Here is a 17,287-nt window from a genome sequence, read left to right as displayed (position 1 = left end):
GAGATGAGCAGATGAGAGCTTGAACAAGTAAGCGAAAATGAGTGGCAATTGCCACTCATTTCATTCAATATCATTAAGGAATCATATGTCAAAGAAATCAACCTATAAGATCTTAAAACAAGACGGTCTGGCAAAACGTGCCGAATTTACAACCGTGCATGGCACAGTCCAGACTCCGCTTTTTATGAATGTGGCAACCGTTGCTGCGATCAAGGGCGCTGTTTCCACCGATGACCTCCATGCCATCGATACCCAGGTCGCCCTGTCGAATACCTACCATCTTCATGTCCGGACCGGAGACAAGCTGATCCATGATCTGGGCGGCCTCCATAAGTTCATGGTCTGGGACCGGCCCATCCTGACCGATTCCGGCGGATTCCAGGTCTATTCTCTGGCAAAGCTTCGGAATATCAAGGAAGAGGGCGTCACTTTCCAGTCTCATATCGACGGACATCGGATCTTCATGGGACCGGAAGAATCCATGACCATCCAGTCCAATCTGGCTTCGACCATCGCCATGGCCTTTGATGAATGTCCGCCGGCTCTGGCCGAGAGAAGCTATGTCGAGCATTCCGTCGCCAGGACCGAGCGCTGGCTCAAGCGTTGCAAGATTAAGATGGACTGGCTGAATAATCAGGAGACTACGATCAATAAGAGTCAGCTCTTGTTCGGAATCAATCAGGGAGCTATTTACCCGGATATCCGGATCGAAAATGCCAAAAGGATCTCGGATCTGAATCTGGACGGCTATGCAGTCGGCGGTTTGGCGGTCGGTGAGACAGCTGAACAGATGTATGACATCATCGAGCAGACGACTCCCTACCTGCCCAAGGACAAGCCGACCTATCTTATGGGAGTAGGTACGCCTCAGAATATTCTGGAAGCCGTGGAACGCGGTATCGATTTCTTCGACTGCGTCTATCCGTCAAGGAACGGTCGTCATGGCCATGTCTATACCCATAAGGGGAAAATTAACCTCACGAACAAGAAGTATGAGACCGACATGGCTCCAATCGAAGAAGGCTGCCAGTGTCCGGCCTGCCGAACCTATTCCAGGGCATATATTCATCATCTTTTCAAGGCAAAGGAGATGCTTGGGATGCGGCTTGCGGTCCTGCACAATCTTTATTTCTACAATCATCTGATGGAAGAGATCCGGGGAGCCATCGAAGAAGGCAATTATCATCAGTGGAAGGAAGAGACCATCGATGCCATGAATGAGTATGGGAAGGGCTGATTGATCCATTCAAGGCATGGGCAGGCCAGGGCTGATTGATTCATGTAATGAACGGGCAGGCCATGGCTGATTGATCCATACAATGCACGGACAGGCCAGGGCTTTGTATTCCATCCTTGCAATCCCGACCGGCATTCGATAGAATATTAGAGGTTTTGTTATTTTTTAATTGGAGGTATTACTATGATTTTAGCATCATCTGCAGGAAGCAGCGGAATTATCATGATCCTTTGGATCGTAATTCTCTTTGCATTTATGTATTTCCTTATGATCCGCCCTCAGCAGAAGGAGACCAAGAAGAAGAACGCTATGATGGAGAGCCTGGCTGTAGGCGATACCGTTCTTACCACCAGCGGCTTTTATGGTGTCGTAATTGACATTTCGGATGACGATACCATTATTGTAGAGTTCGGTAATAACAAGAACTGCCGGATCCCCATGCAGAAGGCAGCCATCTCCGCAGTGGAAAAGCCGGAAGATGCCGTTTCTTCTGATAACAATGATAAGAAGGACGAGAAGAAAAAGTGATTTGATCCGAAAGGACCGGGAAAATGACTATATTTGATGTATTGACATTGATCGGCGGAATTGCTCTTTTCCTCTACGGAATGAATATCATGGGCAATGCCCTGACGCGGGCGGCCGGTAACAAACTGGAAGGCCTCCTGGAGAGACTCACCAAGACCACCATCATGGGTGTCCTGCTCGGAGCCGGTGTTACAGCGGTGATTCAGTCGTCCGGTGCGACCACGGTCATGGTCGTCGGCTTTGTCAATTCCGGAATCATGAAGCTTTCACAGGCAGTTGGAATTATCATGGGAGCCAATATCGGTACGACCATCACTGCCTGGATTCTTTCCTTGACTGGTATTCAGGGTGATTCCATTTTTGTCAATCTTTTGAAGCCCACATCCTGGACTCCGATTCTGGCTTTGATTGGCATTATTTTCGTTATGTTTCTGAAGGATGAGAAGAAGCATGACATCGGTGAGATCTTCCTGGGCTTTGCTGTTCTCATGTTCGGCATGAATACAATGACGAATGCAGCGGCGCCTCTGGCCGATATGCCATCCTTCACCAATATGCTTCTGAGATTCTCGAATCCGGTATTCGGAATCCTCGCAGGCACCATTTTGACAGCGGCCTTGCAGAGCTCTTCCGCATCGGTCGGAATTTTACAGGCACTCTGTATGACAGGAACGGTTCCCTATGGGGTAGCTCTTCCGATTATCATGGGACAGAACATCGGTACCTGTGTGACCGCTATGATCTCTTCCATTGGAGCCAAGAAGAATGCTCAGCGTGCGGCCTTTATCCATCTCTATTTCAACTTGATCGGAACGCTGATCTTCATCACGGTTTATTACAGCTTGAATGCCGTTTTCCATTTTCCTCTTACAAGTGAAGCAGCAACGCCTGCCGGCATCGCAATTGTACATTCAGCCTTCAATATCATCTGTACGCTTTTCTGGCTGCCATTTAATAAGGTTCTGGTCAAGCTTGCTATGATGACCATTCGCGGCAATGATGACGATGAAGTGGAGACCGGAGAATTCACTCAGGAGCTGTCTCTTCTCGATGAACGTTTCCTGGAGCGCCCTGCATTTGCTGTTGCTCAGGTTGTCACGGTTTCGAATCGGATGGCTGATTTGACCAGACAGTGCCTGTTTAATGCAACGGATTATATGCTGCAGAGGAAATCGAAGATGAAAAAGAGGGCAGTTGCACTGGAAAGCGCCATTGACCTCTACGAGGATCAACTGGGATCCTATCTGGTCAAGCTTTCCGGACGCTCTCTCTCCTTGAAGGACAGTGAGACGGTATCGACCATTCTTCACAGTATCAGTAACTTTGAACGAATCTCCGATCATTCCCTGAATCTGGTCGAGACGACCGACGACATGATAAAGGACGATTCCAAGTTTTCTGACAAGGCAATGAAGGAACTGCAGATCTATATCAGTGCCGTTCGGGAGATCGTCGATATCACGGTCAATGCATTTTCTCATAATGATATTCGTGCAGCTTACAGTATCGAGCCTCTGGAAGAGGTCATCGATAATCTGAATAGTAAGGCCAAGAAACATCATGTCAAGAGAATGCAGTCCGGCGAATGCACCATGAGCCTGTCCGTTCTGATCGAAGACACTTATATCAATCTGGAGCGGATCTCTGACCACTGCAGCAATATCGGTGTCACACTGATCCAGATCAGTGCAGATGAGTTTGATACCCATGAGTATCTGGACACCCTCCGTGAGGAGAGAACACCGGAATTCGCCAAGAAGTTTGATGAATATAAGGCGAAGTATCACTTCTGAGCTGGTTACAGCAATAGCTGAGAGCTGGGAAATAGGCTTGTTGAGGCTTGACCAGGCATGATCAGGCTTGTTCAGGCCTGAAATATCGTAACGGAGAAGGAATTTGAAAATTACGATAGTGAGACCCGGAAAAAAGGCTTGTTTAGGCCTGAAATATCGTAATAGAGATAGAAAATCTAAAATCCGATAGTGGAAGGAGGCTTTCACTATCGGATTTTTTTCAGTTACGTGATATTAAGATAATTCACTACACTTGACCGAAGTCTACTATCGGATTTTTGAAGATTGAGTAATATTACGATAAATGCGCGTCAAGTGAACGATAAGATATATGAAGTGCAGGACTATAAGCCGGAAGATTTTTCGTATCTCTTTGAGTGAAGTTTTCTGTTGGAACAGATTATCCGGATCAAGCATTCCTGATCAAGCATTCATTAGAATTACTTATCATATTAATTAGAAATTGCCAATACAACTCAGCAAAAAATCTGATGCTTCAAATTGCATTTTCAATAAGTAATACTTATAATTGATAAGTAATTAATTTTACTAAGCTTTCGATCAGCTTAGTGGATCAGTGGAGGATTTTGTAATGGAAAACTTCTTTAAACTGAAGGAGAAGGGTACCAATGTCAGAACAGAGGTACTCGGAGGTCTGACGACCTTCATGACAATGGCCTATATTTTGGCCGTAAACCCGACAATTCTTAGCAATGCCGGTATGGATTCGGAGGCAGTTCTGATTGCAACCTGTCTCGCTTCCTTTGTTGGAACCATTTGTATGGCTCTTTTGGCAAACCTGCCTTTCGCACTGGCTCCCGGTATGGGATTGAATGCTTTCTTTGCATTCACGGTTTGCGGTTCTATGGGTTATCCCTGGCAGCTGGCTCTCTTCGCTGTCTTTATCGAGGGAATTATCTTCATCCTTTTGACTCTGACCAATGTACGTGAAGCGATCTTCAATGCCATTCCTATGTGCTTGAAGAAAGGCGTTGGCGCCGGTATCGGTCTCTTTGTTGCCTTCATCGGACTGCAGGATGCAAAGCTTGTTGTTAGTTCCGATTCGACATTGGTGACCAATGTTGACTTCGCAGGCAACTGGCACACCATGGGCATTGTTGCTGTTGTTGCACTGATAGGTCTGGTCCTGATCGCAATTCTTGAATACAAGAAGGTCCCGGGCGCTATCCTGATTGGTATCATCGTAACATGGCTTCTTGATATGATCATGCAGGCAGCAGGCGTCTATGTTCCGGATCCGAAACACGGATTCTATTCCGTATTCCCGTCCATGCATCTGACCAACTTCTCCAAGCTGGGTGAGACTTTCGGACAGGCATTTAACTTTGCAGCATTCGGTAAAGTTCGTATCTTCGATTTCTTCGTTATTATGTTCTCTTTCCTGTTTGTCGATATTTTCGATACCATCGGAACTCTGATCGGTGTATCGGATCGCGCAGGCATGCTGGATAAGGACGGAAAACTTCCGGAAATCAAGAACGCACTGCTTGCAGATGCAATCGCAACCAGCGCAGGCGCTGTTTTCGGTACAAGTACCACCACAACTTTCGTAGAGTCTTCTGCCGGTGTTGGCGCCGGTGCAAGAACCGGTCTGGCTTCTGTTGTCACCGGACTGCTTTTCCTGGTAGCAATTTTCTTCGCCCCGATCTTTACTTCGATTCCGGGCTTTGCAATTGCTCCGGCACTTCTGTATGTCGGCTTCCTGATGCTGTCCTCTGTCAAGGATATTGACTTTAGTAACATTCGTGAAGGCCTGCCGGCATTTCTTACCGTACTGTGCATGCCTTTGATGTACTCCATCGCTGAGGGCATCTCCGTCGGCATTATCTCTTATGTTGTGATCAACCTGATCTGCAACCTGCTTGGCAAGAAGGAAGATAAGGTCAGCATCACTCCTCTGATGTATATACTTGCAGTGATCTTCGTATTGAAGTATATCTTCCTGTAATTCGACACAGACAATTTCAGATCGTTTCAGGATCACTTGAAGTCAGAAACTCTCGGTCTTTTCCCTGCTGTATTGGCGGGGGAAGGGACCGGGAGTTTTTTTCTGGCCTGGAATGGAAGACAAGTCAATGATGCTATGGTACTCTCCCTTGTATTTTTTCCCGATATAGTAGAAAATAATAAAGATAGTTAACGGATCCGCATACAAGCTTTGCGATCCGTAAGAGCAAAAGAGCAGCAGGAAAGGACAAGAGCTTGGCAGCAATCGTAACCGGCGGTGGTTCCGGCATAGGCTTTGAAATTGCAAAGATCCTCTATCTGGAAGAAGGCCAGGATCTGATCCTGGTCGGGAGAAATGTAGACCGGCTCCAAGCTGCAAAGCTATGCCTTGAGAAGGAGCTTTTGAGGAAGAAGCCTTCGATTCACATCTACCCCCTGGATGTCTCCGATTTATCTGCTTGCATTACATTTCACAAAAAATTTGAAGAAAGTAAACTTCCTCTTGCCTACCTTATCAATGCCGCCGGATTTGGAACGATCGGCTCTTTCCTGGAAACGGACCTGGAAAAGGAAGCCTGTGAGACAGATACCAACTGCAGGGGTCTCCTTCAGATGACAAAGCTTTTTTTGCCTGATCTTATTAAGAGAGAAGGAAAACTCTTAAATGTGGCATCTTCCGCCGGTTATATGCCCGGAAGTCCCGGCATGGCCGTCTATTATGCAACGAAAGCCTATGTCCTTTCTCTGACCCGTTCCATCCAGGCAGAGAAGGCAGTAAGAGAGAGTAAGGTCTTGATTTCCGCCCTCTGTCCCGGACCGGTGCAGACGGATTTTTCGGAAAAGGCCGGAGGCCTTTCCACGGCAGGACCTGGTTCGATTTCGGCACAGGCCTGCGCCCTGGCAGCGGTTCGCGGCTTAAAAAAAGGCAGGCATCTGATCATTCCGGGCCTTTTGATGAAATTTACCTATCCTTTTGCCAGAATACTGCCGGCGTCTTTCCTGCTTTATTTTGCAAGGAAACATCAGGAACATAAGATGAAATAACGATATCAGCCGAGAGGACTATATAGATGCAACAGACGAAATACAAACATTGGGAGAAACTGGACAATACAGCCAATCTCTTCCCGGTCATTGCGGGAGAGCAAATGACCAATACCTATCGGATTTCCTGCGAACTTAAGGAGACGGTCGATCCGGACCTTATTCAGAAGGCCCTGGACCGGGTGCTTCCTCGTTTCCCGGGTTTCAATCTCCGCCTTCATACCGGAGTTTTCTGGTATTATCTGGAAGAAAATAACCATCCGGCGCCTCGGGTCCACGAAGAGGATACCTATCCCTGCCGGCTGATCCATCCCAATCAGAACAACCACTATCTCTTTCGAGTGACCTATTACAAGAAAAGGATCAATCTCGAAGTTTTCCATGCCATTGCAGACGGAATGGGCGGCACTACTTTTTTACGGGAATTGACTTATCAATATCTGCGCCTGGCTCATCCGGACCTTGCGAAAGCACTCGGCGATGGTCTGTCGGATGAAACTTCCCTGAACCGGGAAGATTCCTTCCTTCGAAACTTCCGGAAATCCAGTCCTCCAAAATACAAGCTGGATAAGGCTTTGGAGATCACTGGCGAGAAGCTTCCCTACAATGGTTTCGGCGTGATGACGGGCTATCTGTCGGTCAGTCAGATCAAAAAGGTGGCAAAAGAGCGCTACCAGACAACGATTAATGATTATATCGTTGCGGCTTTTATTTATGCGACTTATAAAAACTTCCCGGAGAAAGCCTATCAGCGGCCCATCCGGGTAGCGGTCCCGGTCAATCTCAGGCCTTACTTTCATTCCAATACGACGAAGAATTTCTTCGTCATGGTATCGGCTGAGTTCCGCCCAAAAAAGGAGGACTACAGCTTCGAGGAGATCGTCGAGCTGACCAAAGAAAGCCTTTCCGAGCAGATGACGCGGGAAAATCTGGAGGCAATTTTCTCCTTCAACGTGGCGAATCAGAAAATCCTCGTGGCCCGCGCTGTTCCTCTGCCTCTGAAAAATATCGCAATGAAGGCCTTTTATCAGAAGTCGGCGCATGCCAATACAACGACGATCACAAATATAGGGCGTGTCACTGTCGAAGATGCCTATAAGCCCTATATTTCATCCTTCTTCTGTTTCTTACCCTTCTCGACCGGGCAAAATCTGAAGGCAGCCATTACATCCTACGAAGACAAGCTGGCCCTTGTCTTCTCATCAGCTCTGACTGACACTTCGATCGAGCGGGATGTCTTCCGCCAGCTGACCAGAGACGGCATTGATGTGGAAATAGAGACCAATGGGGTGTTTTAGCTAGGATTAGGGAGGGCCAAAGCCCAAGCGAATAATGATAATAGTGAAGTGAAAAAGCAGGTAAGGGAAAACAATGGGTTATTGCAAGCAATGTAAGATTACAATCTTAGATGGTACAGAACGCTGTCCTCTCTGTGGAAGTGTATTATGTCGGGACCGTGAGAAAGATGCCGGGGAGTTTCGTTTGGGTGACTTTCCGGAAACTGAGGATCCAATAAATAAGACAGGTGAGTTTTCCGGGTCAGAGCAAACCGGCAGCCTGACCTATCCGGATGTGACATCTCATAAGAAGAAGCTGAATCTGACCGTTCGGATCGTCGGTTTCATCGCGGTGGCAGCTTCTCTTGTTTCTGTATTTTTGAATTACAATCTGAACGGAGGCATGAAAGGCTTCTACTGGAGCCTGATCGTCGTGGGCAGTCTGATCTATGCATTTTCCATCCTGCGTTTGATTGCCAATGACGCAGGTTATATCAAAAAAATGTTCAGCGGAACGATTGGGGCTGTCTGTCTGGTCGTCTGGATCGACCTTTTGACCGGCTTTCATCGCTGGTCTGTCAACTATGTCTTGCCGGGATCCATGCTCCTGGTGGATCTGGCTTTCATCGTCTTTATGATCATCAATCGGAAAAACTGGTCCGGCTATATGCTTTATCTGATCCTTATGATCGTGATCGCCCTGATCCCTCTGATTTTGATCCTGATCCATGTGGTTACCCGACCACTGGTATCGGAGATTGCGATCTTGTCAGCCATTCTGGTTTTCCTTGGAACCCTGATCCTTGGCGGAGCCGCAGCGCGGACGGAGATGCGGAGACGATTTTACTTCTGATGGTGTAAACGAGAATTTCCATTTGCCCGGAATTTCGAACTTTGCCAAGATGGCCGGCGGATCCAACGGATCCGCCTTTTGTCATTTCATTCTCCACTCAGCCCAGTAAATGCTCGACCGGCAGATAATCCGGCAGGCCATCCTTGTAATGGACCTTGGGGTCGCCCTGAATCAAGGGCAGGAGATAGGAAAGCATCTCATCCGTAACATCATTGCCCTCATCATTGATCCAGGACCTGGGCACCGGCTTGACCTGATTTGCAATCTCGTGGACCGGGCAGGAAGAATAGCTTACCTCATAGGGCTGGTCTGCATTTCTTGTCAAGATCGCCATGACCCCGGTCTGACCATCCAAAGCATAATGGAAAGCCTTTTGGCCCAGCTCCTCGGCCTCCTGTAAGTCCCTGCCGGAAGCCAGATGCATGGCGGCACGCTGGAGGACATTGATCTCGATCGAACGCACCTTGACCTTAAGGGCCTCCTTCATTAGATGCTCCAGCGCTTTCCCGGCCCCGCTCAGATGATTGTGACCGAAGATGTCGCTGCCCTGGTCCGCCGTGCTGATATAATTCCCGTCCTTGTCCCGGATCCCCTCGGAGATCGCGAGAACGACGGTGTTCTTCTTCTCGAGAAGGGCCCGGGTATCGCGGATACATTTGTCGAGATCGAAGGGCACTTCGGGCAGATAAATGTAGTCCGGTGCCGGGGAAGCCTCTGTTCTTGCCAAAGCAGACGCAGCAGTAAGCCAGCCGGCATCCCGCCCCATGATTTCAATGATGGTTACGCTTTTTATGGCATAAATGTAGGCATCCATTGCAACTTCGCGGACGGATGCGGCTACATAACGGGCAGCGGAACCGAAGCCCGGGGTATGATCGATTTTGACAAGGTCGTTATCAATGGTTTTCGGGATGCCGATCACACGGATAGGGATCTCGTGTTTCTTCGCATAAGCGGATAACTTATCGACGGTATCCATGGAATCATTGCCGCCGATATAGAAGAAACTTTCGACCTCCATTTGATTCAAAATAGAAAAGATCTTCTGATAAATGGTATCTGCACTTTGGTCCGTCTGGATCTTATAGCGGCAGGAACCCAGATACATAGCGGGTGTATGGATGAGACGCTCGATAAAATCCGGTATGGTCTTCATTTGATCCGTAAGATCACAAAAATTCTCGTTTAAGACACCGAGAATTCCATTGACAGCACCGTAGACTTTGGTATAAGCTTTTGACTCCTGATTGGCCCGAAGAAGACCGGCCAGAGAGGCGTTGATCGCTACGGTAGGACCGCCGGACTGCGCAACCATACAATTCATATTAAAATCCTTCCTGTTTCAAAATAAAGCATTTCAAAATAAAGCTTTTCAAAATAAAGCACCAACTCCAAATTGTAAGACAAAGTTGTACAGAATACAACTTTGCAGTAAAGAAAATGGAAAAAAATAAAGCCTGCCCAGAAGATTGCCGGCGCAGAAGACTGCAGGCCCAGAAGATTGCCTGCGCAGAAGATTGCCGGTGCCTCCTCTTATCATTATTGACTGTGCTTTCCAGGTTTCCTATAATTGATTCTGTATATAGAAGTGTTTTTTTGCTTCGCTGAAAGGACGTAAAACAATGATGAAATCGATCAGGAACAGATCCCTGAAAATATTTACACTAGTCATTTTGATGCTTTCGATTTTATTTTCAATGATGCCTGCAATGAGTGCCCACGCCGTACAGGGAAAGACCGGCATCTATTTTTCCAGTAATTCGGTCAAGGTGGGCGACAGCGTGCAAGTCACAGTTACCGGAACTGCGATCGACCAGATCCGGGTCACCTACACGGCCGGTCTTCTGAATCTTACCGGCTGCAGCGCTCCCGGCTATACCGCATCCGGCTCAACGATCTCTTTCCTGGGAAATAAAGCCGTTCTTACATTTTCAGCACAAAAAGCAGGATCCGCGGAAATCGTCGTTCGGGCAAATGTTTCCACAGGCTCCAGTGCTTTGATGAAGATCTCGGATCCTGCTGCCCAGTCTCAGCCGACCGAGCAGAAGGCCGAGACAAATGCTGCAACGACCAACGGCTCTGACCAGCAGGGGAGTAACCAAACGGCAGCGCCTGCCAATGGATCCGACCAAAATGGAAGTAACCAAACAGCAAGTCCTGCCAATGGAACGGATCAGAATACCCAGAAAGGACAGACGGAAGACCCCAAGCAGTCAACGACAAATGACGGGGAGACTACGACTCAGAAAGCCGGTAATGAGAGTGCTTCCGATGAGAAGGCAGCGCCTGAAAAAAAGACTGGCATTATGGAGACGATCCGGAACGCTCTCTCTGCTTTGAAGGATAAGATCGCAAATATAGACCCGAATACCAAACTCCGGATCCTTTTGGTCGCTGGTGCAGTCGTTGTGATCCTTCTGATTCTATGCATTCTTTCAATGTTCCGTCACAGAAAAGAAGACCGTGAGTCAGATCCCTTCGACGATGATTTCAGAATGGATGATGAGGATTCTGCGGAAGAAAGCGAACCGGCCGACGGAAAGACGAATACAGAGTCTGTAGAACCAGAGTCTGTAGAACCAGAGTCTGGAGACACCGAGCCAAGAGAAACCAAGCCAAGAGAAACCAAGCCAAGAAAAACCAAACAAAGAGAAACCAAGCCAAGAGAAACCAAGTCAAGAGAAACAGAATCAAGAGAAACAGAACCTAAAGAAACAAAGTCTGGAGATACCGAGCCTGCAAGCGATGAGAACAGTGTGAAAGAATCCTCCTACCGCACCATCTCAGGTATGGAATTAGATGATCATCTGGATGACGAACTGGAAGAGGAAGAATATGCAGATATATCTTCTGAAGCAGAGCCGTCAGAACCAGTAGAGCCGGAAGAGGTAACTGAAGCCACAGAGCCTACAGAGCCAACTGAAGTAACCGAGCCAGCAAAGCCGACAGAGCCAACTGAAGCAACAGCGCCAGCAGAACCAACTGAAGCAACAGAGCCAGCAAAGCCTGCAGAGCCGACAGAGGCAACCGAAGCAACCGAGCCTGCAAAGCCGGCAGAGGTAACTGAAGCAAGCGAGCCGGCCGAAGCAACAGAGCCTGCAGAGCCGGTAGAACCAACTGAAGCAACAGAGGCAGCAAAGCCGGTAGAGCCAGCAGAAGCAACCGAATCAACAGAGCCTGTAGAGCCGGCAGAATCAACCGCAACAACCGAACCGGCCGAAGCAACAGAGCCGGCACCTCTGCAATTGGAAGCAGAAGAGGAAGAGGATCATACAGATCCTTCCCAGAACTCCGCAGGTAGCAGGCGATCCTTCTTCCATCGAAAGAAGGACCTGGACATCTGGGAAGATGATGACCAGACTCCGGCCGATCCGATCCGCCCGGTCAATCACGAGAAAATGATTGAAAACGCCCGGAAACGTAAGAAGAAACTCGGCGGCGACAATGACTTTATGGATCTGAATGATTTCTGATCATAAAAACGTTCAATAGATAATGATAATAAGGTGACAAGAATGGAATTTACCGAATCAGCCAGACGAGCCATCAGCTACGCCAGGCGAATAGCCAGGAAAATGAATCAGAACTTTGTGGGGACCGAGCACCTTCTGATCGGCCTTCTGCAGGAGAAAGACTCCATTGCCGCACACGTTCTGTCCAATGCCAATATAACCAAAGAAGACATCACAAACCTGATCTCGAGCCTGATCGCTCCGGAAGGCGACACCGCCGTCATGGAACGGGACGGCTATACAGCCAAGATGGAGATGGTCCTCGAGCGGGCAGAGATGGAAGCCCAGATGAGTCATGCTGACGAGATCGGGACCGAGCACTTACTCCTTGCCCTTCTTAGGATCAAGGACTCCGCAGGAACCAGGCTCCTTACCGCTATGGATGTAAACCGGAAGAAGATGTTCCAGGAGACCCTGGAAGCCATGGGCGCATCCGCCGAGATCTACCGGGAAGAGGCCTCCCGCAGGAGGATGGAAGATGAGAGCGGCGACCCCACACCGACCCTGGACCAATATGCCAGAGATCTGACCGAACTTGCGGCAGAGGGACGACTGGACCCCATCATCGGAAGACAAGAAGAGATCTCCCGTGTCATTCAGATCCTTTCCCGCCGCGGCAAAAATAACCCATGCCTGATCGGTGAGCCTGGCGTCGGCAAAACTGCAATTGTAGAAGGTCTTGCCGAGCGGATCGTAAATGGAGACGTACCGGATACGGTTGCAGAAAAACGTCTTCTTTCCCTGGATCTCGCCGGTCTTGTTGCCGGAAGCAAATACAGAGGCGAGTTTGAAGAGCGGATCAAAAAGGTCATAAACGAAGTCATGGCGGATGGTCATGTCATCCTCTTTATCGATGAACTTCATACCCTGATCGGCGCCGGCGGTTCCGAGGGCGCACTGGATGCTTCGAACATCTTAAAACCGGCTCTGGCCCGAGGAGAAATCCAGGTGATTGGTGCGACCACGATCGATGAATACAGAAAGCGGGTAGAGAAAGATGCGGCCCTGGCCCGACGTTTCCAATCCGTTATGGTGGAAGAACCTTCGGAAGAGGATACGATTAAAATCCTCCAGGGGATCAAGCCACTCTATGAGGACCACCATCAGGTGACAATCACTGAGGAAGCCATTGAAGCAGCAGTTCATCTGTCCAAGCGCTATATTTCCGACCGTTTCCTCCCGGACAAAGCCATCGATCTCATGGATGAAGCTGCGGCAGGTCTTCGCTTACGGGCCCTTCCTTCCGGAGAAAATCTGGCAGAAAAGACCCGGGAACTTCGTATGGCTGAGGAAGAACTCTTAAATGCCTTGAAGAATGAAAGCAGCATGGACAAGGCAATCGAGATCCGTGCCCGCGAAAAGAGACTGCAGGAAGAAGTCGAGAAAGCAGAACGGCGGATCAGCCGCAGAAGAAATGGGAAGAAACTGACACTTACGGCCAATGAGGTTTCTGCCGTTGTCTCCCAATGGACCCATATCCCGGTGACCAAGCTGAATGAGACCGAAGCAAGCCGTCTTCGGAACTTGGAGAAGACCCTTCACAAGAGAGTCATCGGCCAGGAAGAAGCGGTCAATGCAGTCTCCCGCGCAGTGCGGAGAGGCCGTGTAGGTTTGAAAGAACCCAACCGGCCCATCGGATCCTTCCTTTTCTTAGGCCCGACCGGTGTCGGAAAGACCGAGATCTCCAAGGCCCTGTCAGAGGCTGTTTTCGGAAGCGAAGAAGCCATGATCCGCGTCGATATGTCCGAATATATGGATAAAACAAGTGTCAACAAGCTGATCGGTTCCGCACCCGGCTATGTCGGCTACGAAGAGGGCGGTCAGCTCAGTGAGAAGGTCCGCCGCCATCCCTATTCGGTGGTTCTTTTCGATGAGATCGAAAAAGCCCATCCCGATGTCTTCAATGTTCTCCTCCAGGTCTTAGATGATGGAAGGATCACTGATTCCCAGGGCAGACAGGTCGATTTCAAGAATACGATCATCATCATGACCAGTAATGCCGGTGCTCAGGAGATCGTGGAGCCCAAGCACCTGGGCTTTGGCGGTACAGACTCTGAAAAGGAAAACTACGAGCTCATGAAGTCGAATGTCATGACAGAAGTCCGCCGGATCTTCCGCCCGGAATTCTTAAACCGGATCGATGAGACCATTGTTTTCCGTATGCTGACCAAGGCGGATCTGTCGAAGATCGTCCGCCTTCTGACATCGTCTCTGGAAAAACGTGTCAAAGAAAGCCTTGATATCAGCCTCCGCATTCAGCCTGCTGTCAACGACTACATCGTTGACAAGTCCTATAATCCGAAATACGGCGCCCGTCCCCTTCGCCGGCAGATCCAGACCGACATCGAGGACCGCCTTTCGGACGAGATCCTCTCGGGAAATATAGGCCGAGGCGATCGTGTCACAATAAATATAAAGGACAAAGAACTGACCTTTAAGAAGACAGGCTCCGTACGGAAAGATTAGGTCTAGTTCCCTTTTTGTTTTAGTATTATAATCAGGTAAAGAGAAAGTAAAATCTCCGACCAGGAGAGGTAAAAAAAGTTACGAGAGGAGTTTAGAAAATGGCTGTCATCGATGAACTGATCCGTGAAGAAGCAGATGGAACATTGAGCTTTGGAAATTATCAGCTCCCGGAGAAGAAGAAAAAGGGCGATTTTATGCATCAGGGTGCTTCTTATAAGGTAAAAACCTTTAAGGAGATTACAAAACTGGAGAAGAACGAGAACTTCGTTTATGAATCTGTTCCGGGAACGACCGTAAACCATCTGGCCATCTCAGACGATAAGGCAACATTTTCTGTAGAAGGTCCGGAAGATGCACAGATCACTCTGGGAATGGAAGCAGAGAAGGACTACGATATCACAGTCAACGGAAAGGATGCAGGAACCATGAAGACCAACCTCGGCGGCAAGCTGAGCTTCGGTGTAGAGCTGGACGGTAAGAATGCGGTTTCTGTTTCTGTAACTGCCAGGTAAGAATAATAAGATGCACTGAAAATTTATGATATACCAGGGCCGGACCAGGCGTAATGCCGGGTGCCGGCCTTGTTTTTCAGGGGAGAAGGTATGGCAAAAGGAACGAAGACACTATTTTTCTGTACAAACTGCGGTTACGAATCCGGCAAGTGGATGGGCCAGTGCCCGGCCTGCCATGAATGGAATACTTTTACCGAAGCCAAGGTCGACAAAAAGGCCGGGAAGAATATCAGCCGGGAGATCTCGGAACAGAAACCGACATTTTTCTCAGAGATCCGGGCAGAGGATGCTTCGAGAGTTTCTACGCATATGGATGAAATGAACCGGGTCCTGGGTGGCGGCATTGTCCCCGGCTCCCTGGTCCTGGTCGGCGGTGATCCCGGCATCGGGAAGTCCACCCTCCTTCTGCAGATGTGCAGGAACCTCTGTCAGGACTCCATCCGCATGCTCTACATTTCCGGAGAGGAGTCGCTCCAGCAGATTAAACTTAGGGCGGATCGGATGGGAACGTTTAACGACCATATTGCCCTCCTTTGTGAGACCAATCTGGAGGTCATCGACGGGGTGATCCGGCGGGAGAAACCGGACCTCGTCATTATCGATTCGATTCAGACCATGTATTCCGACAAGGTGGATTCCGGGCCGGGCAGTGTCTCGCAGGTTCGTGAGTCGACGGGCATTCTGATGCAGATCGCAAAAGGATTGAATATCACGATATTTGTGGTGGGCCATGTGACGAAGGAAGGTGTCGTTGCAGGACCTCGTGTTCTGGAGCATATGGTGGACACGGTTCTTTATCTGGAAGGCGACCGCCATTCGGCTTACCGGATCTTACGAAGCGTGAAGAATCGATTTGGCTCGACGGATGAGATCGGCGTTTTTGAAATGGAAAACAATGGCTTGAAGGAAGTGCCGAATCCGTCGGAATTCATGCTGGACGGGCGGCCCTTAGATTCCTCCGGCTCGGTCGTTACCTGTTCCATCGAGGGGACCCGGCCGATCCTTGTGGAAATACAGGCCCTGGTCACCAGAAGTAATTTCGGTATGCCAAGACGTACAGCAGCAGGATGCGACTACAACCGTGTCAACCTTTTGATGGCTGTCCTTGAGAAACGACTTGGTCTGCGTTTGAGCGAATACGATGCCTATGTCAATATCGCGGGGGGATTTCGCATGAATGAACCGGCGATCGATCTCGGCATTGTCCTGGCGATCGTTTCCAGCGTCCGGGATCAGGCAATCGACGATTCCCTGATCTGTTTCGGTGAGGTTGGACTGTCCGGCGAGGTCCGGTCGGTACCGCTCGCGGAGCAGAGAGTCAACGAGGCGAGGAAGCTGGGCTTTAAGACTTGTATTCTGCCTCAATCGGTGCAGAAGAACTTGAAAAACACAGAGGGCATTCGCCTGATCGGTGTCCGGAATGTGAGAGAGGCGGTGGAAGCACTGGCAGAGGGATGACCGGCTCAATATCTATTGAATACCTATTGAATACCGATATTAAAAACTGAAAATAGATGGAAAAATGATATATTGTCCCACTTTGTCGATTTTTCAAATTTCCGGTTGACGAAGAGAGAAGAGAATGCTAGTATATTAAATGTTCGCAGGTAAACAACTCGAACACAAATCAAGCAATTCGGAAACAATTCGAAGTATTGCTTGAAAATAAATGAAAAAACTTCTTGACAAAGCTTTTACAATAGAGTATAGTCAATGAAGTCGGCGCGAGAGTGCCGAAAGCAAAGCTCTTTGATAACTGAACAATGAAACAACCTTGAAAGATTCTAAACGAGAGAATTTTTTAAAGAACGCGTTATGGAGACATAACAAACCTAAAAGCAGTAAAGCGAAGGAAACGAATGACTAGCGCATTCGAGACCAGAAAATCAAACTTTTAACATGAGAGTTCGATCCTGGCTCAGGATGAACGCTGGCGGCGTGCTTAACACATGCAAGTCGAACGAAGCAATTTTTTACGATCCCATTTTTTAACGAAGCAAGCTGAACGTACACAATTCGTGCGGCGGTCGCAAGTAGGACTCGGTCCTAGCTTGAGAGTACAATTTTCAAACTAAAAGACCAGAGCTTACGCGATCA

At 48.7% G+C, this 17,287-nt stretch carries 12 protein-coding genes and 1 rRNA gene (1 of these 13 only partly in view); 12 read left to right on the top strand and 1 reads right to left on the bottom strand.

Annotated elements, in window-relative coordinates:
- Nucleotides 1-85 precede the first annotated feature (85 nt).
- The 7 genes from tgt (at nucleotide 86) to ACKX2L_RS08245 (ending at nucleotide 8,700) form a co-directional block, all read left to right on the top strand.
- The gene (gene tgt / locus ACKX2L_RS08275) at nucleotides 86-1,237 is read left to right on the top strand and encodes a tRNA guanosine(34) transglycosylase Tgt (RefSeq protein ID WP_497551348.1); all 1,152 of its coding nucleotides are present in this window, start codon (nucleotides 86-88) and stop codon (nucleotides 1,235-1,237) included.
- 183 nt (nucleotides 1,238-1,420) lie between these two features.
- Nucleotides 1,421-1,765 (top strand): preprotein translocase subunit YajC, encoded by a 345-nt coding sequence (yajC, locus tag ACKX2L_RS08270; RefSeq protein WP_497551349.1) that lies wholly within the window; start codon nucleotides 1,421-1,423, stop codon nucleotides 1,763-1,765.
- 23 nt (nucleotides 1,766-1,788) lie between these two features.
- The gene (locus ACKX2L_RS08265; RefSeq protein WP_497553062.1) at nucleotides 1,789-3,558 is read left to right on the top strand and encodes a Na/Pi cotransporter family protein; all 1,770 of its coding nucleotides are present in this window, start codon (nucleotides 1,789-1,791) and stop codon (nucleotides 3,556-3,558) included.
- A 592-nt stretch (nucleotides 3,559-4,150) separates the two neighbouring features.
- The gene (locus ACKX2L_RS08260) at nucleotides 4,151-5,527 is read left to right on the top strand and encodes an NCS2 family permease (protein ID WP_497553061.1); all 1,377 of its coding nucleotides are present in this window, start codon (nucleotides 4,151-4,153) and stop codon (nucleotides 5,525-5,527) included.
- 254 nt (nucleotides 5,528-5,781) lie between these two features.
- A complete protein-coding gene (locus tag ACKX2L_RS08255) occupies nucleotides 5,782-6,570 on the top strand; it encodes an SDR family NAD(P)-dependent oxidoreductase (protein WP_497553060.1) in 789 nt (262 codons plus the stop codon).
- Nucleotides 6,571-6,596: 26 nt separating this feature from the next.
- A complete protein-coding gene (locus tag ACKX2L_RS08250) occupies nucleotides 6,597-7,868 on the top strand; it encodes a hypothetical protein (RefSeq protein ID WP_497553059.1) in 1,272 nt (423 codons plus the stop codon).
- A gap of 73 nt (nucleotides 7,869-7,941) precedes the next feature.
- Entirely contained in the window at nucleotides 7,942-8,700 is a 759-nt protein-coding gene (locus ACKX2L_RS08245; protein WP_497553058.1) for a DUF6320 domain-containing protein, read from the top strand.
- A 97-nt stretch (nucleotides 8,701-8,797) separates the two neighbouring features.
- On the opposite strand, the gene ACKX2L_RS08240 is transcribed toward ACKX2L_RS08245, so the two are convergent.
- Nucleotides 8,798-10,024, bottom strand: a complete 1,227-nt coding sequence (locus ACKX2L_RS08240; RefSeq protein ID WP_497553057.1) for a 6-phosphofructokinase — start codon at nucleotides 10,022-10,024, stop codon at nucleotides 8,798-8,800.
- Between the two features lie 298 nt (nucleotides 10,025-10,322).
- Between ACKX2L_RS08240 and ACKX2L_RS08235 the strand changes: the two genes are divergently transcribed.
- The 5 genes from ACKX2L_RS08235 to ACKX2L_RS08215 form a co-directional block, all read left to right on the top strand.
- Nucleotides 10,323-12,173: a hypothetical protein gene (locus tag ACKX2L_RS08235; protein ID WP_497553056.1), complete on the top strand. Its 1,851-nt coding sequence runs from the start codon at nucleotides 10,323-10,325 to the stop codon at nucleotides 12,171-12,173.
- A 42-nt stretch (nucleotides 12,174-12,215) separates the two neighbouring features.
- Nucleotides 12,216-14,678, top strand: coding sequence for an ATP-dependent Clp protease ATP-binding subunit (locus tag ACKX2L_RS08230; RefSeq protein WP_497553055.1), 2,463 nt, complete (start codon nucleotides 12,216-12,218; stop codon nucleotides 14,676-14,678).
- Nucleotides 14,679-14,776: 98 nt separating this feature from the next.
- On the top strand, nucleotides 14,777-15,190 hold the full coding sequence (locus ACKX2L_RS08225) for an endosialidase (protein WP_497551359.1): 414 nt from the start codon (nucleotides 14,777-14,779) through the stop codon (nucleotides 15,188-15,190).
- A gap of 90 nt (nucleotides 15,191-15,280) precedes the next feature.
- Nucleotides 15,281-16,648 carry a DNA repair protein RadA gene (gene radA / locus ACKX2L_RS08220; protein ID WP_497553054.1) on the top strand — a complete coding sequence of 456 codons (1,368 nt, stop codon included), beginning with the start codon at nucleotides 15,281-15,283 and terminating at the stop codon, nucleotides 16,646-16,648.
- Nucleotides 16,649-17,085: 437 nt separating this feature from the next.
- Nucleotides 17,086-17,287, top strand: a 16S ribosomal RNA gene (locus ACKX2L_RS08215) (its annotated part continues 1,126 nt past the right edge of the window); the annotation flags it as partial.

This window comes from Porcibacter vitabionis (genome assembly GCF_046263795.1).
GTDB lineage: Bacteria > Bacillota > Clostridia > Lachnospirales > Lachnospiraceae > Lachnocurva.
The sequence above is the reverse complement of the archived record's forward strand: the minus strand, read 5'-3'. Positions and strand labels throughout refer to the sequence as shown.